Consider the following 22691-nt stretch of genomic DNA (forward strand, 5'->3'; position numbering starts at 1 on the left):
ACCTCCATGGATTCTTGTTGTTCTGCAGAGATAGCACTAGGCCACTTGTATAACGCAGATCGAATCGGAGGTTTGTAACTTAAGGTTAACCAACAGCTAGCAGCGCCCTCATTGTAGGAGCGGCCTTGTGTCGCAAAAGGGCCGCAACGCGGCCCCTGCAATTTGTGCGTTGCCCCTGAAAACCTGGGGCTGCTTTGCAGCCCTTTCGCGACACAAGGCCGCTCCTACACCAGGACTGTCCACAGGGCAAACCCTGCATACCACAACACGGCACAGCGCAGCAGCAGCTCCCACAGGCTGTCCAGCCGCCCCAGCCCGCGCTGGGGGTCTTCTTCCTCGGGGATATCATCGGCAATGCGCCCGACCCTGGCCACCAGGTGCCCGGCGCTGATGTGCCAGTTGAGCAGCTCGTGCAGCATCACCCGCATTACCGCGACGAAGTTGCCAACCAGCGCAAAGCTGAGGGCAAGCATCCGCACTGGCAGCCAGTCCATGATATGCCGCAGCTGTTCGGCACGGGCCTTGAGCGCAGGCTGGCGGCTATGCTCGCAGGTCAGCGCCAACAGGCGGTAGGCCAGCGCCGCGCCTGGGCCGAGCACGAAGTACCAGAAGATCACCGCGAAGAAGCTCTGGTAGGCCTGCCACAACAGGTAACCCTGCACACGCACCAGCAGGCTGTGGGGCTCGTCGGCCGCCAGGCCCAGGTCGCGTTCGGCCACATGCAGCGCGGCCTGGTCGTCGCCACGCCGCCAGGCATCGCGGAATGGCCCGAGGGAAGCCTTGGCATCGCCGCGCCCCAGGCTGTAGATCAGCACCAGCAAGTGCACCGGCAAGGCCAGCAAACCGTAGGCCACCGGGTCCAGCACGTGCAGCAACAACACCAGTACCGCCACTGGCGCCAGCACCAGGATCGCCAGTGTCCACCAGGGATGGACCTTGCCGCTGCGCTCCAGGCGCACCAGCTCGCCCAGGAAGAAACCGTCCCGTTGTACCTGATGGCGCAGCGCAGAAAACTTCTCTACCCACAGCGCCAGTAACAGCACCATAAAACTCATGCGTTGTCCTCGTTGTCCCTTACGGCCTTGCGGTAACGCGCCCAGTCGAAGGCCGGACCGGGGTCGGTCTTGCGCACCGGGGCAATGTCGCTATGGCCCTGGATACGGTCAAGGTCGATCACCGGCCAGGCGGCCTGGATTTGCCGGGTCAGTTGCTCCAGCACGGCGTACTGGTCATCGGTATAGGGCAGATCATCGGTGCCTTCCAGCTCGATACCGATGGAAAAGTCGTTGCAGCCCTCACGCCCGTCGAAACACGACACACCGGCATGCCAGGCACGGTCGAGCAACGACACGAACTGGGTCACCGCCCCGTCACGCTCGACGAACAGGTGCGCCGAGACGGTCAGGTGGCTGATGCTGGCAAAGTAAGGGTGTTCGTTGGGGTCCAGGCGGTTCTGGAAGAACTGCTGGACCTTGCCGCTGCCGAAGCAGGCCGGTGGCAGGCTGATGTTGTGGATCACCAGCAGGGAAATCGCTTCACCGTCCGGGCGGGCGTTGAAGTTCGGCGAGGGGCAGTGGGTGATTCCGTTTCCGTGGAACCAGCCAGTGGCACGGTCCAATTGCATGGGGCAGATCCTGAAAAACACCGGTACAGCGCTGCAGTATGCCTTGCACGCGGGCCGCAGTGCATGTGAATGATTGTAATGCCGTCGATTCAATGTACCTGTTGCTGACGCAGGCCTTCGAGCACGGTTTCCAGTGCCCGCTCGAACAACAGGCCATCATCCAGCAACCGCGCCTCGCCCCGGCGCAGGGCCTGCGCCAGGCCAGCCGAGTTCCATTCGCGCACCTTCATCCCGGTACGGTTGGCAAAGACCAGCCGGTCGCTACTGTCGATGCGCGCGACCAGCTTGCAGCGCAACGGCTCGTCGTCATCAAGTATTTCTACCCAGGTACCGATCCGCAAGCGCTGCACCTGGCGCAGCTCCGCCGTGTGCTCATCGCGTTGACGCAGTGGCGTGCAGGCGGACTCTTCGGCGATGGCCAGCACGATATCCTCGGCCACCAGAACCTCAGCCAGCTCACCGCTGCCAACTGGCTGTTCGGCCCCCGCACACGCACGCAAGTGCAGTTGCTCCAGTTGCAGGAAGAATTCGCGGGTGGCCGCCGAGTCCAGCGCCACGCTGGCCAGGCCTTCACGCAGGGCCTTGAGCAAGCCTGGCACCTGTTGCAGCAACACCTGCGGCTGCTGATGCGGGGCAATGCTGGCGAGCAAGCTATCCATGGTCGCCAGCGCTTGCTGCCAGGCCTGGGACGCCTCGCCCTGCTTGAGCCAGGCCAACAGCAACACCTGGCTCCAGGCCTGGACCAGCATGTGCACCACCACCTGCGGCAGCGTGCGCCCGCGCAGGCGCTGGTTGAGCGCCTGCTGCACCTGCTGGCGGGCCTGCAAGGCACGGGCGCGCCCCTCTTCGGCATCGCGCGTGCGCTGCTCCAGCAGTTCGTTGCGCCGGCGCTCGTCCTGGCTGAAGGCGAGGAAGTCCTCCAGCAGCTCGGTGAACAGCGTGGCATCTTCAGTGAAATCGTTGAGCAGGCGCTGGACGATGCGCTCGACCCGCAAGTGCAGGCTGTCACGCAGGCCTTCGCTGCCAGACTCCCAGCCAATCGCGGCAGCAGCGATCTCGTTGAGCAGGCGCCGCGCCGGATGGCTGGCACGGCTGAACAGGCCTTTGTCCAGCAGCGCCACCTTGAGCAGCGGAATATGCAGGCGAACGATCAGGGCGCGCAGGCTCTGCGGCAGGTTGTCGTCGGCTCCGATACAGGCGAACAGCAGGCCGACCAGGTTGATCATGTCCTCGTCGGCGCAGGCGATGCACCGGCGCGTACCACTGCGCACGCTGACCCGCAGCAGCAGCTGTTCCAGCTGCTGCCCCAGGTCGAAGTCGTCATCGTCGACCGTGGCCGGCACATAATGCTGCAGGTGTGAAAGCAGGCGCAGCAAGTCGGCGCTGCTGATCGGCTGGGCGGCGGCAGCGGCTTGCAGGCGTGGGGCGATGCGACCTCGGCACGGCGCCAGCAGGCCTTCCAGCGAACGCATGAAAGCCTGCCCGGCACTGTCTGCCCCTATGGCATCAGGCTCACGGTTGGCCGGCACGCGCCGCGCATTCAGGCGGCGGTCCTCGGCGCGCCGACGCGGTGCTGGCTGCAGTTCCGGCATCACGCCCGCAGCGGCCAGCAGCTGGTTGGCTTCAGCATAAAGCACGTCGATGTCACGCAGCACATAGCGCTCGAACAGCTTGAGCAGGATCAGCTTGACCCGCAGGCCCACGCCCAGGTTGCGCCCGGCATCGAGGAAATAGCCACACAGCGCAGCAGGCCCGAACGGGTTCTGCTGTTCGTCGAAGCTGCGCGCGAGCAGGCACTGCAAGCGCATGCCCAGTTGCTCGAGGGCGAGGCCATCACGCGACAGCACCCGGGCGACCATGCCGTCGACGGCGACGGCACGCTCCCTGTACGCCTGGTTTTTCGGCGTCTGCTGGCCCAGCGGGTCGAACTGGCCGATCCGCGCGAAGGTGTCGTAGAAGATGTCGAGAAAGCCGCGTTCGATGTGCTTGCGCTTCAGGCGCAGGTCACGCATGGCTTCGAAGTACAGGTTCTGGTCGAAGCGGTCGGCTGCCCGATCGGCCATTTCGAAAAGCGTGTCGTCGGCATTGTCGAACAGCGCCTGCAGGCCCTGACGCAGTTGCAGCGCAGCCTTGTCACGAACCTGCAGGAGCAACACCGGAAGGCAAGGCAAGGGCGTGCGTGCGCCTCGATCGATGGCCGCCGCCAGGGGCACCACCTTGCCTTCTTTATGCATCCCGGACTCCTTGCTGGGTAACGTATTCGACAGGGCGAAAAATCGTCAAAGCTATGACGCCAAATGTTGGGCGCCATTATCGGTAAAAAAGCCGACAGCTGCCAGCACTCTTCACTGGCGGGCAAGTGACTCTGCTTTCGGGCAAATGCTCATTTGACCTGACCAATGGTCACCTGCAAGGCAAGCTGTACACGGCGTAGTCCCCCTGCCCTATAATCGCCGGCATCTAGCTTGTGGAGCCGACCATGCCGAACCTACGCCTTGCCGACCTGACCGCCGAGATCGAAGCCAATGTGCGCCGTGCACTGCTGGAGGACATCGGCAGCGGCGACATCACCGCGCAGCTGATCCCGGCCGAGCGCCTGGCCAAGGCCACCATCATCACCCGCGAAGACTGCGTGATTGCCGGCACCGCCTGGGTCGATGCCGTGTTCCGTCAGCTCGACCCGCGCGTGGCCGTGCACTGGCAGGTGGCCGATGGCGAGCGCGCCACCGCCAATCAGCCGCTGTTCCACCTCGAAGGCCCGGCGCGTTCGCTGCTCAGCGGTGAGCGCAGCGCACTGAACTTCCTGCAGATGCTGTCGGGTGTGGCCACCCGTGCGCGCTTCCTGGCCGACCTGGTCGAAGGCACCCAGGTGCAGCTGCTCGACACCCGCAAGACCCTGCCTGGCCTGCGCCTGGCGCAGAAGTACGCGGTCACCTGCGGCGGTTGCCACAACCACCGCATCGGCCTGTATGACGCCTTCCTGATCAAGGAAAACCACATCGCCGCCAGCGGTGGCGTGGCTGAGGCCGTGGCGGCGGCGCACCGCATCGCCCCGGGCAAGCCAGTGGAAATCGAAGTGGAAAGCCTGGATGAGCTGCGCCAGGCGCTGAATGCTGGCGCCGACATCATCATGCTCGACGAGCTGACGCAGGATGAAATGCGCGAAGCGGTGCGTATCAACGCTGGCAAGGCCAAGCTGGAAGCCAGTGGCGGGATCAACGAAACCACCCTGCGGGTGATTGCCGAGACCGGCGTCGACTACATCTCGATTGGCGCCATGACCAAGGATGTGAAGGCCGTGGACCTGTCGATGCGACTGAGCCTGTGAGCGAATCGCAGGCATGAAAAAACCGGCCAGATGGCCGGTTTTTTATTTCCTGAATCAGAACGAGGCGTTGGCCAGGCCGTCCAGGTAACGCTCGACGTCCAGTGCTGCCATGCAGCCGGCGCCGGCCGAGGTGATGGCCTGACGGTAAACGTGGTCAGCCACGTCGCCGGCAGCGAACACACCTTCGACGTTGGTGGCGGTGGCGTTGCCTTCACGGCCGCCGGCAACTACCAGGTAGCCGTCCTTGAGGGTCAGCTGGCCTTCGAACAGCGAGGTGTTCGGGGTGTGGCCGATGGCGATGAACACGCCGTCGACCTTGATTTCGTCGCTGCTGCCGTCGTTGTTCTTCAGGCGTGCACCGGTCACGCCCATGGTGTCACCCAGCACTTCGTCCAGGTTGGCGTTGAGCTTGAGCTCGATCTTGCCTTCGGCGACACGGGCGTTGAGCTTGTCGACCAGGATCTTCTCGGCGCGGAAGGTTTCACGGCGGTGCACCAGGGTCACCTTGCTGGCGATGTTGGCCAGGTACAGCGCCTCTTCCACGGCAGTGTTGCCGCCGCCGACCACGGCGACCGGCTTGTTGCGGTAGAAGAAGCCGTCGCAGGTGGCGCAGGCCGAGACGCCCTTGCCCATGAACGCTTCTTCCGACGGCAGGCCCAGGTAACGGGCGCTGGCGCCGGTGGCGATGATCAGCGCGTCGCAGGTGTACTTGCCGCTGTCACCCTGCAGGGTGAACGGCTTGTTGGCCAGGTCGACGGCATTGATGTGGTCGAAGACGATCTCAGTCTCGAAACGCTCGGCGTGCTCCTGCATGCGCTGCATCAGGGCCGGGCCGGTCAGGCCGTGGGGATCGCCCGGCCAGTTGTCGACTTCGGTGGTGGTGGTCAGCTGGCCACCCGCCTGCATGCCGGTGATCAGCAGTGGCTTGAGGTTGGCGCGGGCGGCGTAGACCGCGGCGCTGTAACCGGCAGGGCCGGAACCGAGGATGATGACGCGCGAATGACGTACTTCAGACATGTCGAACTCCTGTCGAGCGGGCCACAGGGGCCGCCAGCTGGAAATTAAAAAGGACCCACGCAGCACTTGGGGAAGGCTACAACGCGCAGGTCCAGAAAGCGGAAAGTTGAGCGCACTGTAGCGAGGTGGCAGAGATTAAGGAAATATCCTTCGACAATCCACCTCATAGGCATCCTCTATCTGCGAATTTCACCTGGGCCAACGGCCCTGGCGCATTTGTTACAGCCGGTTTCTTCATGTCCGCCTGCCTTTCGTCGGCGCGGCAAACTCGGTAAGGTCAGCGCGTTTTCCCTTCTCTGCGGAGTGTCCCGATGCAAGCCCCTGTCCTCTCCGGCCCCCAGTACCTGCGCGAAGGCCTGAAACTGGTGCTGAGCCCCAACCTGCGGATGTTCGTGCTGTTGCCGCTGGCAATCAACCTGCTGCTGTTCGGCGGCCTGATCTACTTCGCCGGCCACGAGTTCAGCCTGTGGCTCGACGCCCTGATGCCGACCCTGCCCAGCTGGCTGAGCTTCCTTTCATACATTCTCTGGCCACTGTTCGTCGCCTTGCTGGTCCTCATGGTGTTCTTCACCTTCACCCTGGTGGCCAACGTCATCGCTGCGCCGTTCAATGGCTTTCTCGCGGAAAAGGTCGAGGTGGTGGTGCGTGGCAAAGACCCGTTCCCGGCGTTCAGCTGGGGCGAACTGGTGGCCATGGTGCCGCGCACCTTCGGCCGCGAGATGCGCAAGCTCGGTTACTTCCTGCCGCGGGCCATCGGCCTGTTCATCCTGTCGCTGATCCCGGTGGTCAACGTGATCGCTGCACCGCTGTGGCTGGTGTTCGGCGTGTGGATGATGGCCATCCAGTACATCGACTACCCGGCGGACAACAACAAGATGAGCTGGCAGGACATGCTGGCCTGGCTGCGGCAGAAGCGCTGGCAGTCGATGGGGTTTGGCGGGATTACCTACCTGGCCTTGCTCATTCCGGGCGTGAACGTGCTGATGATGCCGGCGGCGGTGGCGGGCGCCACACTGTTCTGGGTGCGTGAGCGCACGTAGTAGATAATTGGCGCCTGCCTCCGCGCTGTTCGATCTTCAATGCGCTCAAGGCCGCATCATCGCGGCCTTCAAGCCACGGGAGATCAAAGATGGAATTCACAGACGTCAAATCGAAAGACTTCATTGAACTTGCGGGAATCCCAGAACATCTTCAAGGCAAGGTCATCGCCGAGCAGCGAGTAAAGTGGCGGCTGCACGAGGCTCTGGAAGCCAATGACATCCATGAGCCAATCGAGCGCTTGCACTACACCACCTGGGACTCCAACAGCGGCGCGGTCAACTACAGCCAACCCCTGGTGGAGTTGCTGGTCGATGCAGTGCTGCAAAGTGAAGCCCCCACTATCGGGCCAGCCGGAGGCATCTTCGCCGCTCGTGGTGTGAATGGGGAGGAGTTTCATGTAGACGTCGATCTGGCGGCTGTTCACGACGCCGTCGCGACCGTCTACCGGCACATCAAGCAAACCGAACAGGCCGATTGACCTACACCCTGAGCAAAGGGCCAGCCTGAGCCCTTTGCCCTCTTGAGCCGTTATCAGTGGCTCAACTGGCTGGAAAACTGCCCCACCGCATCCACCACCTTCTTCGCCCCTTCCTGGATCTCGACAATCACCCCACCGGTATCCGCAGCCAGCGCCAGCCCCTGTTCAGCCTGGCGCTTGCTGGTGTCGATGATGTCCACCGCCGCCTGGGCCAGCTGCTCGTTCTGCTGCACCACCTTGGCAATCTCCTCGGTGGCGCTGCTGGTACGCGAGGCCAGCTGCCGCACTTCGTCGGCGACCACGGCGAAGCCGCGGCCCTGCTCGCCGGCGCGGGCGGCTTCGATGGCGGCGTTGAGCGCCAGCAGGTTGGTCTGCCCGGCGATGTCGCTGATGGTCTTGATGATTGCGCCAATCACCTTGGACTGCCTGTCCAGCGCCTGGATACCCTCGGCAGCCTCCTGCATGGAGCCTTCCAGCCCACGCATCACGTCCACGGTCTGGGTCACCACATCGGTGGCCTTGCGGGCACTGGTGTCGGTCTCCAGGGAGGTGTTGTAGGCAATGTCGGCAGCCTGCGCCACCGCCTGCTCCTGATTGACCTGATCGGTGATCACGGTGGCGAACTTGACCACCTTGTACAGCACGTCATGGGAATCGAAGATCGGGTTGTAGGAAGCCTCCAGCCAGATCGTGCGGCCATGGGCGTCGATTCGCTTGAAACGGTCGGCCACGTACTCGCCACGGCGCAGGTTGTCCCAGAATGCCTGGTAACCCGCCGAGTTGGCTTCCTCCGGTTCGCAGAACATGCGGTGATGCTTGCCACGCACCTGTTCCAGGCTGTAGCCCACCGACTGCAGGAAGCGGTCGTTGGCCGTCAGCACCTCGCCGTTGAGGTTGAATTCGATCACGGCGGTGGAGCGCATCAGTGCCTTGATCAGGCTCTCGTGCTCACGCGAGGCTTCGATGGTGCGGGTCAGGTCGCTGGAGTGCATGGAGAAATGCCTGATCCGCCCGTCAACAGTCTTCACCGGCTGCAGGATCGAGCGCAGCCAGGCTTCTTCGCCGTTGCCGCGCAGCAGGCGGAACGCGCCGTTGAGGTGCTCGCCACGGGTGATGGCGTTTTTCATGCGCTGGTAGAAGTCGAGCTTCTTCACGTGCGCCGGCACGATTTCCTCGATGTTACGGCCAATCAACTGCTCGGCACGGTAGAGCATCTCGTTTTCGAAGTTACCGTTGACCTGCTCGATGCGCCCCTGGGGGTCGAGCTGCAGCACCAGCATCTCGCTGTCGAGGCTGCTCTTGACCTGCTCGACGGCCATCAGCTCTTCGCGCAGTTGCTGGATTTCTTTCTTGAGCTTGCTGTTGAACATCACCGCACTCCCGGAGCGCATCAGACCGATTCGGATGCATCTTCATCGGCTGCGCCGCGTGCTGCTTGAGCGCCCTGCAAAGAAATATTCACACAGGCGATACCGCCGGAAATCAGGCGTCACCTGCGCGTCACAAGGCTGTCATGTGAGCGCAACGCGGCAGGTGGACACTTTTTGTCATGAATACACCTGCCCTACGCATCTGCCTTGTCAGCGAAACCTTCCCACCCGAAATAAACGGTGTGGCCAATACCCTCGGCCGCCTCAGCGAAGGTTTGCGACTGCGTGGCCACCAGGTGGAAATCGTTCGCCCACGGCAAGCCAATGAGGCACCGGCGGACGATGACCAGGGCCTGTTGCTCTGCCGTGGCTGGGCATTGCCCGGCTACCCCGGCCTGCAGTGGGGCGAGGTGTCGATGCACAAGCTGTTGCGCCGCTGGCGCCGGCAACGCCCGGACGTGCTGTACATCGCCACCGAAGGGCCATTGGGCCTGAGTGCCCTGCGCGCCGCGCGGCGCCTGGGGGTTGCCGTGGTCAGCGGCTTTCACACCAATTTCCCGCAATACTCCGGCCAATACGGCCTCGGCCTGCTGGCGCGCCTGCTCACCCATTACCTGCGCTGGTTCCATCGGCGCACCGCCGCCACCCTGGTACCCAGCGTCAGCCAGCGCCTGGAGCTGGAACGCCGTGGGTTCGAGCGCCTGGCCTTGATGGCTCGGGGCGTCGACGCCAGCCTGTTCAACCCGGCCCGGCGCAGCCAGGCGTTACGCGAACGCTGGGGGCTCGGCGCGGAAGACATCGCCGTGCTGCACGTCGGGCGCCTGGCTGCGGAAAAGAACCTGACGCTGTTGCAGCCCTGCCTGCACGCCTTGCAGAAAACGTATCCACAACGGCGCCTACGCCTGGTGGTGGTGGGTGATGGCCCACAACGGGCCGCCCTCGAACAGCAGATGCCGGATGCAGTGTTCTGCGGCGCCCAGCGCGGCGAAGCGCTGGCCGAACACTACGCCAGCGGCGACCTGTTCCTGTTTCCGAGCCTGACCGAAACCTTCGGCAACGTGGTGCTCGAAGCCATGGCCTCGGGGCTGGCCGTGGTCGCCTACGACGAAGCCGCCGCGGCCCAGCACATCCGCCATGGCCACAGTGGCGCGCTGGCCATGCCTGGCGACCAGTGCGCATTCATCGATGCCGCCTGCTGGCTGCTGGAAGAAAGCGAAACCCTGCGCCGGGTCCGCCTGAACGCCCGCCAGCACGCCAGCCGCCAAGGCTGGCCGGCGATCGTCGAGCAATTCGAAACGCACTTGTTCAATGCCTGCCACACAGTACCTGCCGGCAGCCAACCGACAGGCTCCGCGCTGGCGATCAAGCCAGAGTCGTCAACGCCTCGCGGCTGAACGGCAGCACATCAGCTTCACGCCCTTCGCGCACCTTCTGCGCCCATTCGGCATCCACCAGCAGGGCACGGCCAACCGCCACCAGGTCGAACTCTTCGTCGCCCAGACGGCGCAGCAAGCCTTCCAGGCTGGCCGGCTTGGCCACCTTGTCGGTGGCGACCATGAATTGCAGGAACTCGCCATCGAGCCCCACGCTGCCGACGGTGATGGTCGGCTTGCCGGTGAGCGTGCGGGTCCAGCCGGCCAGGTTCAGCTCGGAACCTTCGAACTCGGGCTCCCAGAAGCGCCGGGTCGAGCAGTGGAAGATATCCACACCCGCCGCCGATAGCGGTTCGAGGAATGCGGCCAGTGCTTCCGGGGTTTCCACCAGACGTGCGCTGTAGTCCTGCTGTTTCCACTGCGAGAAGCGGAAGATGATCGGGAAGTCCGGCCCCACGGCAGCGCGCACGGCCTGGATCAGCTCGATGGCGAAGCGCGAACGGCCGGCCAGGTCGCCGCCATATTCGTCGCTGCGGCGGTTGCTGGCCTCCCAGAAGAACTGGTCGATCAGGTAGCCGTGGGCGCCATGGATCTCCACGCCGTCCATGCCGATGGACTTGGCATCGCGGGCCGCCTGGGCAAAGGCGGCGATCACGTCGCGGATGTCGTCATGGGTCATGCCATGCACCAGCACCTGGCCATCCTTGACCTTCTCGCTCGGCCCGTAACCCGGCACGCTGGCGTCCGGCTCGGTGCCCAGGCGGCGCACCGTGCCGACGTGCCACAGCTGCGGCACGATACGGCCGCCTTCGGCATGCACCGCGTCGACCACCTGCTTCCAGCCAGCCAAGGCATCTTCACCATGGAAGCGCGGCACATTGGGGTAGCCGTTGGCTGCCTTGTGCCCGACCGTGGTGCCTTCGGTGATGATCAGCCCCACACCTGCCGCCGCACGCCGGCGGTAGTACTCGACCACGCCAGCGTGCGGCACGCCACCGGGGCAGAAGGTACGGGTCATGGGCGCCATGACGACACGGGTCGGCAGCTCGAGCGCGCCGAGGGTGAAAGGCTGGAACAGGGGGTTGCTGGACATGGGGCGCTTCCGTCTGGGCTAGGAAATGCGCCTGAGGTTAGGGGGTGCGAGGAGCTGGGCCCAGCATTATTGATTTGAGTGATTCTGTTGTATCGCCGGGGCCGCTTCGCGCCCCGGCAAAAGATCAGTTCAGGGCTTTCTCGATGGCCTGCACCACCGCTGGATCGTCCGGTGCGGTACGCGGGGCGAAGCGCGCCAGCACCCGGCCGTCCTTGCCCACCAGGAACTTCTCGAAGTTCCAGGTGATGTCGCCAGGGAATTCCGCCCCCTCGCCCGCCAGCAGACGGTACAGCTGGTGACGCTCATGGCCATTGACCTCCAGCTTGGCCCCCAGCGGGAAGCTGACGCCATAGTTGAGGCGGCAGAACTCCTGGATTTCCTTCTCGCTGCCAGGCTCCTGGCCGGCAAACTGATTGCAGGGCAGGCCCAGCACATTGAAGCCCTTGCCCTTGAATTGCTGATGGAGCTTTTCCAGCGAAGCGTATTGCGGCGTCAGGCCACACTTGGAGGCGACATTGACCACCAGCACCACCTGGCCCTTGAACGGTGCCAGGGGCAGGTCCTCGCCGTTCAGCGCCTTCAACGTCAGGTCGTGAAATGCACTCATGATGAATCCCCTCTCAGGTTCCCGGTTGCCGCAGGGGGCAAATTGCGCCCACTAAAAAGGCGCTCTTCCAAGCCGCGCACCTCCCGCTGGGGAGGCATGCCGGCTTGTCCGAGCGCCTGGCGACTTTCTGAGCTTAGCGCAGAAAATCAGTGGTGATGGCCACCTTCACCGTGGATGTGACGGTGAGCGATTTCTTCTTCGCTGGCGTCACGCACGTCGATAACCTTGACCTTGAAGTTCAGGCGCTGGCCAGCCAGTGGGTGGTTGCCGTCGACGGTGATGTCGTCGCCGTCGATGTCGCGGATGGTGACGATCTGCATCTGGCCGTCCGGCGCCGAAGCGTGGAACTGCATGCCGACTTCCAGTTGGTCGACGCCTTCGAACAGGCTGCGGTTCAGGGTGCTGACCAGCTCGGCCAGGTATTCGCCGTAGGCGTCTTCCGGCTCGATGGCAACTTCCAGCTCGTCACCGGCTTGCTTGCCTTCCAGGGCTTTTTCCAGGCCCGGGATGATGTTGGCGGCACCGTGCAGGTAAACCAGCGGCGCACCGCCGGCGGAGCTGTCGATGGTCTCCCCGGCGTCGTTGGTCAGGGTATAGTCGATGGAGACAGCCTTGTTGGCGGCGATCAGCATGGGGCAAGACCTTTTGCAAAAGTATGTAGAACTGACAAGTGTAACCAAGGCATCGCCTGAATGCGACCGCAGCGCGGACGAGGGGCGACCCATCAGTCGGATCACCGGCTTCCACCAGGACGAAGAAGGCCACTGGGTGGTCGAGCTGTCCTGCGGCCACACCCAGCACCTGCGCCATCAGCCGCCATGGCAGGCACGCCCGTGGGTGCTCGACGCCGACCAGCGCGCCGAGCGCATCGGCCAGCCATTCGCTTGCGGCTGGTGCGCACAAGGGGCCGATAGCGCTACCCTTGGCCGTTGATTCCTTGCACCGCTTATTTCGAGAAGCACGCATGCAGACATTTTTCATTGCGCCGACCGACTTTGGTGTCGGCCTGACCTCCATCAGCCTGGGCCTGGTCCGCACCCTGGAACGCGCCGGGCTCAAGGTCGGTTTCTTCAAGCCGATCGCCCAGCCTCACCCCGGCGACACCGGCCCGGAGCGCTCCACCGAACTGGTCGCCCGCACCCACGGCATCAAGCCACCGGTGCCACTGAGCCTGGCCCATGTCGAGCGCATGCTTGGCGATGGCCAGCTGGACGAGTTGCTCGAAGAAATCATCCGCCTGTACCAGCAAGCCTGCGTCGGTAATGACGTGGTGGTGGTCGAGGGCATGGTGCCGACCCGCCACGCCAGCTACGCCGCACGGGTCAACCTGCACCTGGCCAAGAGCCTGGATGCCGAAGTGATCCTGGTCTCCGCCCCGGAAAACGAAGTGCTCAGCGAGCTGTCCGGCCGGGTCGAACTGCAGGCTCAACTGTTCGGCGGGCCACGCGACCCGAAAGTGCTGGGGGTGATCCTCAACAAGGTGCGCACCGACGAGAGCATGGCCGACTTCGCCACCCGCCTGCGCGAACACTCGCCACTGCTACGCGGCAACGACTTCCGCCTGCTCGGCTGCATTCCCTACCAGCCCGAGCTGAACGCCCCACGCACCCGCGACGTGGCCGAGCTGCTCGGTGCCCAGGTGCTCAACGCCGGCGACTACGAGCAGCGGCGGATGAACAAGATCATCATCTGTGCCCGCACCGTGGCCAATACCGTACCGCTGCTGACGCCGGGGACCCTGGTGGTGACCCCGGGCGATCGCGACGACATCATCCTGGCCGTGAGCCTGGCCGCGATCAACGGCGTACCCCTGGCCGGCCTGCTGCTGACCAGCGACAGCAAACCTGATGCACGCATTCTCGGCCTGTGCCGTGGCGCCCTACAGGCCGGCCTGCCGATTCTGTCGGTCAGCACCGGCTCCTACGACACCGCCAACCTGCTCAACTCGCTGAACCGCGAAATCCCGGTGGATGACCGTGACCGGGCCGAATTCATCACCGACTTCGTTGCCAGCCACCTGGACGCCGCCTGGCTGCACCAGCGCTGCGGCACGCCACGGGAAATGCGCCTGTCGCCAGCGGTGTTCCGTTACCAGCTGATCCAGCGGGCGCAACAGGCGAACAAGCGCATCGTCCTGCCCGAAGGCGCCGAGCCGCTGCTGGTGCAGGCCGCAGCGATCTGCCAGGCGCGCGGCATCGCCCGTTGCGTGCTGCTGGCCAAGCCCGAAGCAGTCGAAGCCGTGGCCCGTGCACAGGGCATCACCCTGCCATCGGACCTGGAGATTCTAGACCCCGAACTGATTCGCGGGCGCTATGTCGAGCCAATGGTCAACCTGCGCAAGAGCAAGAACCTCAACGCGCCAATGGCCGAGCAACAGCTGGAAGACCCGGTGGTGATCGGCACCATGATGCTGGCCTTGGACGAGGTCGATGGCCTGGTTTCGGGCCTGGTGCATTCCACCGCCAACACCATCCGCCCGGCGCTGCAACTGATCAAGACCGCGCCCGGCGCCAGCCTGGTGTCGTCGGTGTTCTTCATGCTGTTCCCCGAGCAGGTGCTGGTGTACGGCGACTGCGTGATGAACCCGCACCCGAGCGCCAGCGAACTGGCCGAAATCGCCCGGCAGAGCGCAGAGTCGGCGCAGGCCTTCGGTATCGCGCCACGGGTGGCGATGATCAGCTACTCGAGCGATTCGGCCAGTGATGAGGAAGTCGAGAAAGTGCGCGAAGCCACGCGCCTGGCACAGGCGGCGGAGCAAGGGTTGCTGATCGACGGGCCGCTGCAGTACGACGCCGCTGCCAATCCGCAAGTCGCTCGCCAGCTGGCCCCTGAGAGCCAGGTCGCCGGGCGGGCGACGGTGTTCGTATTCCCCGACCTGAACACCGGCAACACCACCCACAAGGCGGTGCAGCGCAGCGCTGACGGAGTCAGCCTGGGGCCGATGCTGCAGGGGTTGCGCAAGCCGGTGAACGACTTGCCACGCGGGGCGCAGGTGGACGATATCGTCCATACCATCGCCCTGACGGCGATTCAGGCCAGCAGCATCCGCTGAAATGAAAAAGGGCAGACCGTCACCGGCCTGCCCTTTTTCATTGCGCCGTGCTGAACGGCTTACGGGTACTGCTGAACCTGGCCTTGCTGCTGGTCATACTGCTGACCCGGAATAGGCTTCAGGTTGACTTCTACACGGCGGTTCTGTGCGCGGCCATTGGCGTCGGCGTTGCTGGCGATCGGCTGGTCCGGGCCCATGCCACGTACCGTTACACGCGAAGCATCCACGCCCTGGGAGGTCAGGTAGGTGCTGACTGCCTGAGCGCGGCGCTGCGACAGGTCCATGTTGTGCTGGCGGCTGCCGGTGCTGTCGGTGAAGCCCACCACTTCGATGGTGTTCTGGTTGAACGACTTGAACGAGTTGGCCAGGTTGTTCAGCGGGTTGTAGAAGCTCGGCGAAATGTTGGCCGAGTCGGTGGCGAAGGTAATGTTGCCCGGCATGATCAGCTTGATCTGGTCGCCCTGGCGCTGAACTTCGACGCCCGTGTTGGCCATTTTCGCGCGCAGTTCGGCTTCCTGCTTGTCGGCGTAGTAGCCGTAACCAGCAGCGGCGGCACCGACGGCGGCGGCGCCGATCAGTGCGCCCTTGCCACGGTTGTTGTGGTTGATGGCGGCACCGGCGACAGCACCGGCCAGCGCGCCCAGGCCGCCGTACTTGGCAGTCTTGCTCATACCCGAGGACTCGCCCTGAGCCTGGCCTTGGCTGTCATAAGGATTCTGCCCGGCGCAGCCAGTCATCAGGGCTGCAACGGTTGCGACGATAATCAGACGACGCATGGTGAACATGGACAAGCTCCTACAAAAATTCGTGTGTTCGGCAGATCACAAAGGGATCTATGCCAGGCATAGATCCCTAGGATACGGAAAAATTCCATGAAAGGCTTTTCATCCAGGCTCAAGCCCGTACGAAGGGGTTCTCGCGCATCTCGTCGCCGAGGCGCGTATCCGGCCCGTGACCAGTGACCACGATAGCGTCTTCGTCCAGGCGATACAGCCGCTCCTTGATCGAGCGAACGATGGCGCGCTGGTCACCGCCCCACAGGTCGGTACGGCCGATGCCGCGACGGAACAGGGTGTCGCCGGCGATCAGCAGCTTGGCATCGGCGAACCAGAAACTCATCGAGCCTGGGGTGTGCCCGGGCGTGTGCAGGGCCACGCCACAACCGCAGGCGAGTTCCTCGTCATCGCCCAGCCAACGGTCTGGCGACGGCACCGGGGTATAGGGCACGCCGAACATCTGGCATTGCATTTCCAGGTTGTCCCACAGCGGCTGATCCTGCTTGTGCAGGTGCAAGGTAGCGCCGGTGAGCTCCTTGAGCTTGCCCGAAGCGAGGAAATGGTCGAAGTGCGCGTGGGTGTGGATGATGCTCACCAGCGTCAGGCCATGTGCCTGCAGGCGGGCGAGGATCTTGTCCGGATCACCGCCTGGGTCGACGACGATGGCCTTCTTGCTGACCGGGTCGCCGATCAGTGTGCAGTTGCACTGCAGGGGGCCTACGGGGAAGGTTTCGCGGATCAGCGCTATTGAATTTTCCATGAGTAAATTCAGCAATCGGTTATTCGAACAGGGTTTGAATGCGTGCCAAAGCATCGAGAATTACAACTTCAGGAGCTGACTCGACACGCTTGGCACCTCTGGCGTCCAGGTCCACCGTGCGTATCTGGTTGCAGAGCAACACACCTTGCGTCAACGTGCCTGCCCCACTGAGGGTAACCGCAAAGCCCGCATGCCTGGCGAAGTCACCACCTTGAGAGATTGGCACGATGGCCGCCAAACCGGACGCGTTGAAAGCCGCAGGGGTGAGCACAAGTGCTGGGCGCCCGATACCTTGCTGTTCTCGTCCAACGGTAGGGTCCAGATTGACCCGAACAATATCGCCCCTGGCGAACTTGACCCGCTTCACACCTCACGCCCCACTGCGCGCATTGCGTTCCACTCAGCCATATCCTCAGGTTCCGGCGCGTTCAGATCACATTGCGCCATCAATTCTTCAAGGGTGTACTTCGGCCTAGGCCTGATGGGCTTGAGGACCAGAGTCTCTCCTGCCGCATCCAGGCTCAATGTCGAGCCAACGCCAAGGCGCATCTGCTTGAGCACAGCGGCCGGCAAGCGGATAGCCGCACTGTTGCCCCATTGCTGAATCTTGATTTGCATGAGTATCTCCCAAGGTAGATACATAGTAGAAACCCTCTTGATGATTGCAAGTGAAATGTAGAAACCTCGTATCTACACTGCCACTCAGTAGCCATCGAAAACAGAGCCGATAATACGACTAGGATTTTTCTTACTAGACCTTGGGAAACAGCCCTCAAAGCTGAACAGCACTTAACATTCGAAGCAAACTACTCATGGTAAGTACAACCTGAACAATCCACCCCCAAGCGCCCCCCCATTGGCAATCTCGATTCGCCCGCGCACGCCGTTTCGCTCATGCAATGCCGCAATCCGCGCCGCGAAATACAGCCCGAGCCCGGTGCTGCCGCTCTGCGAGTCGATACCCTGCACGTAATCCTGCTGGCGCTCGAGCATCCGCGCCGGGTAACCCGGGCCGTCGTCGTTGACGCTGATGACCAGGTGCTCGTGTTCCTCGCCGATGCTGATCAGCAGCGCATGGCCGGCATAGCGGGTGGCGTTGGTGACCACGTTGGCGATCACCGAGGCCACCAGTTCGCGGTCGAAAAAGCCCAGCGGATTGTCGGTATCGACACGCCAGGTCGCGAGGATTTCGTTGTGCTGCAGCACTTCCTGATGGGCCGCCAGCTGCGCCTCGATGAAGTCGTCCAGCTCGTGGTAGTCCGGGCATACCGGCAGCTGGTTCACCCCCAGTTTGTACAGCCCCAGCAACTGCACCAGCATGCCGTTGAGGTGACGAAACTCATGCTCGATCACGCCCTGCTCAGTACCGCTGCGCCATTCTTCAGGCAGCCGTGCCATCCACTGGTCATGTGACTGGATCAGCGCTGACAGCGAGTTCTTCAGGTCATGCACGGTGGAGGCGATCACCGTGGAAAAATCCAGCCCCTGATTATCCTGGCTCATGCGCCGAAGACCTTGATGTGCAATTTGCGGTAGCGGTCGTAGCGGCTGTCGCTGGCCGGGATGCCGGCCACGCGGGTCAGGCAATCGCGGCATTCCTGCTGGATCGCTGGCGGTGTCACTTCGCCGCCGATGCGCAGCAGCGCCTGCGCCGTGTTGAGCGCGATACTGATGTTCTTCGGCTGCAGTGACAGGGCCTTGCGGAACATCTGCAAGGCTTCGTTGAGTTGCCCGGCCTGGTAGCTGCGCACGCCCTGGCGGTTGAGGTCGACCGCTTCGGTGACTGCGCCCAGTACGGTCGGGTCGTCAGTCAATTTGGCCACGCTCTGCATGACCTTGGCGTCGTCGCCATAGGTTTCCACGCACCCCTTGAGGATGCTGCCGCTGGCAGCTTCCTGGCCGAGTGCCTGCAGTTGCCTGGCCACGGTCAAGGCCGCCTCGACCGAGAAGAACTGGTCCATCTTCTCCAGCCGCTGCATGGCCTGCTCGGTGAGCTTGGCGGCGGTCTCGGGGTCGCCCGCTTGCTGCAAGCTGGCGGCCTTCATCAGGCGGGCACGCACTTGCAGGCCCTGGTCTTCGAGATTGTCCTTGGCCACTTCGCTGAGCACGGTGTTGATCTCGACCCGGGCGCGGGCATCCAGGCCGAAGCCGGCGTTCTTGCTCATCAGCGCCTGGACCAGCCCAAGGTTGCTTTCGGCATCCTTGTAGCGCGAACTCTGGCCCTGGTTCACCGCATGACGGAAGGCCTTGGAGGCGCTTTCGAAGTCTTCGTTATCCAATGCCAACTTGCCCAGGGCGGCCTGTCGGCGCACTGCCAGGGGCGACAAGCGTACGGCTTCTTCGAGCATGCCTTGGGCACGCCTGGTTTCGCCCTGAGCGACCAGCACTTCGGCCATGCCATCGTACAGCCCGGGCATGATCGGGAATGCCTTGAGCGCCTGCTCGTAGACACCCTGGGCCTGGGCGTTCTGCCCGCGCTTGTGCATCAGGCTGCCGAGTGCCGCATACACCCAGGGTTGCGGGCGGCTGGCGAGGATGCTCTTGAGAAACTTCTCCAGCTCATCGAAACGGTTGAGGTCACGCAGCGCGTCGGCGCGATAGCGCAGGCACAACGGCGCAAAACGCGGGTCTTTCTTGCACAGCTCGGCACACGCCGCCAGTACTTCGGCCGGGCGACCACGGTCGAGTGCCTGCAGAATCGGCTTGAGCAGAGTCTTGCGCTGGGTCAGCTTGTCCAGGCGCTGGGCCAGGCCCACGCGGTTGAACGGCTTGGTCAGGTAGGCATCCGGCTCGTGCTCCAGGGCACTGAGAACGATCGCCTGGCTGCTCTCGGCCGTGACCATGATGAAGACACATTCATGGCTGATCAGCTTGTCGAGGATCAGGTCCTCAAGGACCTGCTGGCCGTTCTTCTTGCCGTCACCGAGGTGGAAGTCCTGGAGGATATAGTCGTAGCGCTTCTGCCCGCACATGCGCAGGGCCTGCTCACCGCTGTCTGCGGTGTCCACATCGCGCACGCCCAGTTCGCGCAGCATGGAACGGGTCGACGTGCGAAAGTCTGTGAAGTCGTCGACGATCAGAAAGCTCTTTTGCCCGTACTGCAGCATCAACACGACCTGTATTGGGAAGATGGGTGGATGGCGCGAGGCGATGCATACCGCCGAAACCTGTATCGGCAGCCGCTCGGGAAAGATGAGGGTGGAGAATGCAGCGCGCTCACGACATCAAGAGATAATGGCCTTGCGCCATCATTTTACCGTGACATGCCCCTTGCGGCCAGCTTCAGGCCAGCAAGCCCAACGACTTGGCCCGGGCCACTGCCTGGGTGCGACGCTCTACCCCCAGCTTGCTGTTGATATGGCTGGCATGGGTCTTGACGGTATGCAGGGAGATGAACAGCCGCTCGCTGATCTGCTGGTTGGAACAGCCTTGGGCGATCAACTCGAGCACCGCCAGCTCGCGACCACTCAATGCTTCAGTGGCACTGCCTGTGGGTACCGCAGGCTCTGGCAGACGCGCCAGCAGTTCGGCCTGGGCCTGGCAGGCTGGCTGCGCCAGTAATTGCTCGCGCAGCCATGAAGGGTGCAATTCGATCAGTCGCTGGAAGGGCTGCACCACCCCGCCCCGGGCTGCGCTCAACGCCATGGGTAACAGCTGCGCTGCCTGAGCTTCACGCCCCTCGCCCAACAACAGGTCGACCCACTGCGACAGTGCGTGCAGGGTGAGCATCATGCCGCCACTGGCCTGCCCGCGTTCGGCCAGGGCGCACAGGCGCGCCACGGCGTCTTCACAGCGCTGCTGCACACGCTCGAGCAGGGCCTGCTGCAGTTCGATATGCAATGGTAGCAAAGGGTGGAACTCTGGCGCCGCCGCAGGGTGCTCGCCGCCGTAGGTCTGCCCCAGGCGCAGCAACCAGGACTCGGCCAGGTCGATACGCCCCTGCGCGAGCCACAGCTCGCACTTCACCAGGGTGATCATTGCCAGGTAGAAGATCGGTGGCACATCCCAGATGTGCATCAGCCGCTCCGCCTCTGCCAGTTCGGCGAACGCCTCGGCATACTGGCCCTCACGGCCATCGAGCGACGCAATCACGCAATGGCCGATCAGCACGCTGATGTCGCGGCAGGCGCGCGCCTCGCCCAGCCCTGCACGCAAACGCGCGCGCCCTTGCGCGGGTTGCAGGCGCGCCACCAGCAGGTAGCCCTCGTACAGGGTCAGCCGCGCCCGCACCGCGTACAGCCGCTGTGCCGACAGCCCCTGCAGGCGCTGCAAACCCTGGCGCACTTCATCCAGCGCCCGCAACACCTCGCCGCGGGCATGCAGCACCCGCGCACGATCGTAATGCGCCAGCGCCTCGAACAATGGGTTGCCGACACGCTGCGCCAGCTCCAGCGCTTCGCGGTTCCAGCCGCGCGCACGCCAGAAGTCACCATCGGCAATGGCCAGGTTGGACAGCGTCGACAGGCACACCAGGCGTTGCCCATAGCGCTTGCACGGCAGGCTCTGCAGCGCCTCGCCGCAATAGGCCAAGGTCCGTTCGCGGTCACCCCGGCCACGGGCGATGACCCCACTCAGGGCCAGCCATTGCGCCAGCATCGACTTCTGAGCAGTGGCTGAAGGCGCAGGCAGGAAGCGACAGAGGTAACCGGCCAGCTCTTCCGCGGCATCCAGCTGGCAGGCCAGGCCCAGCGCCCAGCTGTACAGCACGATCAACCGCGGTGTGCTGATCAGCAGGCTGTCGGGCAGGTCCATCTTCCAGCGCAACAGCATGCCGACGTTCTGCTCAGCCAGCAGTTGTTCTTCGGACAGGCTTTGCACCAGGTCGGCTGCAACATCGAGGTGGCCGGCGCGCAACGCCTGTTCCACCGCCTCGTCGAGCAAACCCTGGGCCTGGAACCAGCGGCAGGCACGCAGTTGCAGGCGCGCCAGCGGTTCGCTGGACTGGCGGCTGCGCAGCAAGTCGGAGAACAGGTGATGGTAGCGATACCAGTGGCCATGCTCGTCCAGCGGCACCAGAAACACCTGATGCGCCTGCAGATAACGCAGGATCGCGTCACTGTCGTTACGTTCACGCAGCGCATCGCACAGCGCCGCGCAGAAGCGCTCCTGGCAGGCCGTGTCGAACAGAAACGCCTGCACGTCCGCCGGCAACATCACGATGACTTCTTCCAGCAGGTAATCACGGATCAGCCCTTCACCACCGTGCAGGGCCTGGGGCAAGGCATGCTCGTCACCGGACTCGCTGGCGGCCAACTGCCAGAAACGCAGCCCGGCCACCCAGCCATCGCTGCGTTGAATCAGGTTGTCCAGCGCCTGACCGCGCAGCCCCGTGGGCTGGCGGCCAATCACCGCCAGTGATTCGTCCGCTGTCAGGCGCAGATCCTGCTCGCCAAGCTCGACCAGCTGTCGCGACAGGCGCAGCCGCGCCAGGTGCCAGTCTGGGCGCTGGCGACTGGTCACCAGCAGTACCAGGCCCGCAGGCAAGTGATTGAGGAAGAACTGCAGGCAGCGATCGAGTACCGCCCCCTGGGCCAGGTGGTAGTCGTCCAGCACCAGCAGCAGAGGCGTATCGGCCTGGAGGTAGAGCGCCAGCTCGTCGAGCAAGCTGTCGATCCATTCTTCGAACGCAAAGGGTTGATGGCGCTGGCGCATCTTCAACAGGCCCATGGCCTGCCCCCCCAATGCCGGGCAGTACTGCTGCAGCCCTTCGAGCAGGCGTTCGAGGAAACGACCAGGATCAGCGTCCCGTTGGCTCAGGCCGAGCCAGAGACTGCGCCAATGGCTGGGCAGCGACTCGCAGAATTCTATGGCCAGGGAGCTCTTGCCAAAGCCGGCAGGGGCGTTGACCAGCAGCAGGCGACCGCCAAGACCACTCTGCAGTCGCTGACACAGACGGGCACGCGGCACGTGGCCGTCCGGCTGTGGCGGCCGGAAGAAGCGCCCGTCCAGCAGGCCCAGGGCCTGGCTGGCGAATCCATGCGTACGGGACAGATCTGTCATGGCCGGCTCGTTCTGTTGGGAAGACTACGGCGGTACGGATGCTTGCGAGACTAGCGGGTAACGCAACGCATTTGAAGACGATGGGAGCCATTGCCCCGGAAAAGACTGCGACAAAAAGCAACATGGCTGATGGACAGTGGCTGGCGCGGGGCTTTGGCGAGGTATTCATCGG

General features: G+C 63.7%; 21 protein-coding genes. 6 read left to right on the forward strand and 15 right to left on the reverse strand.

Translation table 11 applies throughout. From position 1 onward, the window contains the following. Positions 1–224: 224 nt before the first annotated feature. From ampE to J7573_RS06505, 3 genes are all read right to left on the reverse strand, one after another. The gene (ampE, locus tag J7573_RS06495) at positions 225–1055 is read right to left on the reverse strand and encodes a regulatory signaling modulator protein AmpE (RefSeq protein ID WP_294330932.1); all 831 of its coding nucleotides are present in this window, start codon (positions 1053–1055) and stop codon (positions 225–227) included. After that, positions 1052–1624: a 1,6-anhydro-N-acetylmuramyl-L-alanine amidase AmpD gene (ampD, locus tag J7573_RS06500; RefSeq protein ID WP_294330933.1), complete on the reverse strand. Its 573-nt coding sequence runs from the start codon at positions 1622–1624 to the stop codon at positions 1052–1054. Before ampD ends, ampE begins: the two co-directional genes overlap by 4 nt. Before the next feature lie 89 nt (positions 1625–1713). Continuing rightward, positions 1714–3858, reverse strand: coding sequence for a DUF1631 domain-containing protein (locus J7573_RS06505; protein ID WP_294330935.1), 2145 nt, complete (start codon positions 3856–3858; stop codon positions 1714–1716). A 245-nt stretch (positions 3859–4103) separates the two neighbouring features. Here J7573_RS06505 and nadC point away from each other — a divergent pair, with 245 nt between their 5' ends. Next, positions 4104–4952 carry a carboxylating nicotinate-nucleotide diphosphorylase gene (gene nadC, locus J7573_RS06510; RefSeq protein ID WP_294330936.1) on the forward strand — a complete coding sequence of 283 codons (849 nt, stop codon included), beginning with the start codon at positions 4104–4106 and terminating at the stop codon, positions 4950–4952. Positions 4953–5006: 54 nt separating this feature from the next. Here the strand turns inward: nadC and trxB are convergent, their stop codons facing one another. Continuing rightward, positions 5007–5969, reverse strand: a complete 963-nt coding sequence (gene trxB / locus J7573_RS06515) for a thioredoxin-disulfide reductase (protein WP_294330937.1) — start codon at positions 5967–5969, stop codon at positions 5007–5009. Positions 5970–6280: 311 nt separating this feature from the next. Here trxB and cysZ point away from each other — a divergent pair, with 311 nt between their 5' ends. Then, positions 6281–7009 carry a sulfate transporter CysZ gene (gene cysZ, locus J7573_RS06520; RefSeq protein ID WP_294330939.1) on the forward strand — a complete coding sequence of 243 codons (729 nt, stop codon included), beginning with the start codon at positions 6281–6283 and terminating at the stop codon, positions 7007–7009. An 89-nt stretch (positions 7010–7098) separates the two neighbouring features. Then, positions 7099–7488 carry a hypothetical protein gene (locus tag J7573_RS06525; RefSeq protein ID WP_294330940.1) on the forward strand — a complete coding sequence of 130 codons (390 nt, stop codon included), beginning with the start codon at positions 7099–7101 and terminating at the stop codon, positions 7486–7488. 53 nt (positions 7489–7541) lie between these two features. Here the strand turns inward: J7573_RS06525 and J7573_RS06530 are convergent, their stop codons facing one another. Continuing rightward, positions 7542–8858: a PAS domain-containing methyl-accepting chemotaxis protein gene (locus J7573_RS06530; RefSeq protein WP_294330941.1), complete on the reverse strand. Its 1317-nt coding sequence runs from the start codon at positions 8856–8858 to the stop codon at positions 7542–7544. 179 nt (positions 8859–9037) lie between these two features. Between J7573_RS06530 and J7573_RS06535 the strand changes: the two genes are divergently transcribed. Further along, a complete protein-coding gene (locus J7573_RS06535) occupies positions 9038–10252 on the forward strand; it encodes a glycosyltransferase family 1 protein (RefSeq protein ID WP_294330943.1) in 1215 nt (404 codons plus the stop codon). Here J7573_RS06535 and J7573_RS06540 read toward each other — a convergent pair. From J7573_RS06540 to J7573_RS06550, 3 genes are all read right to left on the reverse strand, one after another. Further along, positions 10221–11324, reverse strand: coding sequence for an NADH:flavin oxidoreductase (locus J7573_RS06540; protein ID WP_294330945.1), 1104 nt, complete (start codon positions 11322–11324; stop codon positions 10221–10223). The genes J7573_RS06535 and J7573_RS06540 overlap by 32 nt on opposite strands. A gap of 124 nt (positions 11325–11448) precedes the next feature. Continuing rightward, positions 11449–11931, reverse strand: a complete 483-nt coding sequence (locus J7573_RS06545; RefSeq protein WP_110638447.1) for a glutathione peroxidase — start codon at positions 11929–11931, stop codon at positions 11449–11451. Positions 11932–12077: 146 nt separating this feature from the next. Beyond that, positions 12078–12563, reverse strand: a complete 486-nt coding sequence (locus tag J7573_RS06550) for a peptidylprolyl isomerase (protein ID WP_294330948.1) — start codon at positions 12561–12563, stop codon at positions 12078–12080. Here J7573_RS06550 and J7573_RS06555 point away from each other — a divergent pair. Together J7573_RS06555 and pta are read left to right on the forward strand one after the other, a co-directional pair. After that, positions 12562–12864 carry a DUF3565 domain-containing protein gene (locus tag J7573_RS06555; RefSeq protein WP_294330950.1) on the forward strand — a complete coding sequence of 101 codons (303 nt, stop codon included), beginning with the start codon at positions 12562–12564 and terminating at the stop codon, positions 12862–12864. The genes J7573_RS06550 and J7573_RS06555 overlap by 2 nt on opposite strands. Positions 12865–12895: 31 nt before the next feature. Beyond that, a complete protein-coding gene (gene pta, locus J7573_RS06560; protein WP_294330952.1) occupies positions 12896–14983 on the forward strand; it encodes a phosphate acetyltransferase in 2088 nt (695 codons plus the stop codon). A gap of 59 nt (positions 14984–15042) precedes the next feature. On the opposite strand, the gene J7573_RS06565 is transcribed toward pta, so the two are convergent. From J7573_RS06565 to J7573_RS06595, 7 genes are all read right to left on the reverse strand, one after another. Next, positions 15043–15768, reverse strand: coding sequence for an OmpA family protein (locus J7573_RS06565; RefSeq protein ID WP_294330954.1), 726 nt, complete (start codon positions 15766–15768; stop codon positions 15043–15045). A gap of 109 nt (positions 15769–15877) precedes the next feature. After that, positions 15878–16519 carry an MBL fold metallo-hydrolase gene (locus J7573_RS06570; RefSeq protein ID WP_294330956.1) on the reverse strand — a complete coding sequence of 214 codons (642 nt, stop codon included), beginning with the start codon at positions 16517–16519 and terminating at the stop codon, positions 15878–15880. Between the two features lie 19 nt (positions 16520–16538). Beyond that, complete coding sequence (locus tag J7573_RS06575; RefSeq protein WP_294330958.1) at positions 16539–16886, reverse strand: type II toxin-antitoxin system ChpB family toxin; 348 nt, start codon at positions 16884–16886, stop codon at positions 16539–16541. Then, positions 16883–17137: an AbrB/MazE/SpoVT family DNA-binding domain-containing protein gene (locus J7573_RS06580; RefSeq protein ID WP_363263294.1), complete on the reverse strand. Its 255-nt coding sequence runs from the start codon at positions 17135–17137 to the stop codon at positions 16883–16885. The genes J7573_RS06575 and J7573_RS06580 overlap by 4 nt, the downstream gene beginning before the upstream one ends. A gap of 192 nt (positions 17138–17329) precedes the next feature. Beyond that, on the reverse strand, positions 17330–18022 hold the full coding sequence (locus J7573_RS06585) for a HAMP domain-containing sensor histidine kinase (RefSeq protein ID WP_294330963.1): 693 nt from the start codon (positions 18020–18022) through the stop codon (positions 17330–17332). Continuing rightward, the gene (locus J7573_RS06590) at positions 18019–19626 is read right to left on the reverse strand and encodes a tetratricopeptide repeat-containing response regulator (protein ID WP_294330965.1); all 1608 of its coding nucleotides are present in this window, start codon (positions 19624–19626) and stop codon (positions 18019–18021) included. The genes J7573_RS06585 and J7573_RS06590 overlap by 4 nt, the downstream gene beginning before the upstream one ends. A gap of 175 nt (positions 19627–19801) precedes the next feature. Further along, entirely contained in the window at positions 19802–22519 is a 2718-nt protein-coding gene (locus J7573_RS06595) for a LuxR C-terminal-related transcriptional regulator (RefSeq protein ID WP_294330966.1), read from the reverse strand. Positions 22520–22691: the final 172 nt, after the last annotated feature.

Source organism: Pseudomonas sp., from assembly GCF_017744435.1.
Taxonomy (GTDB): Bacteria; Pseudomonadota; Gammaproteobacteria; order Pseudomonadales; family Pseudomonadaceae; genus Aquipseudomonas.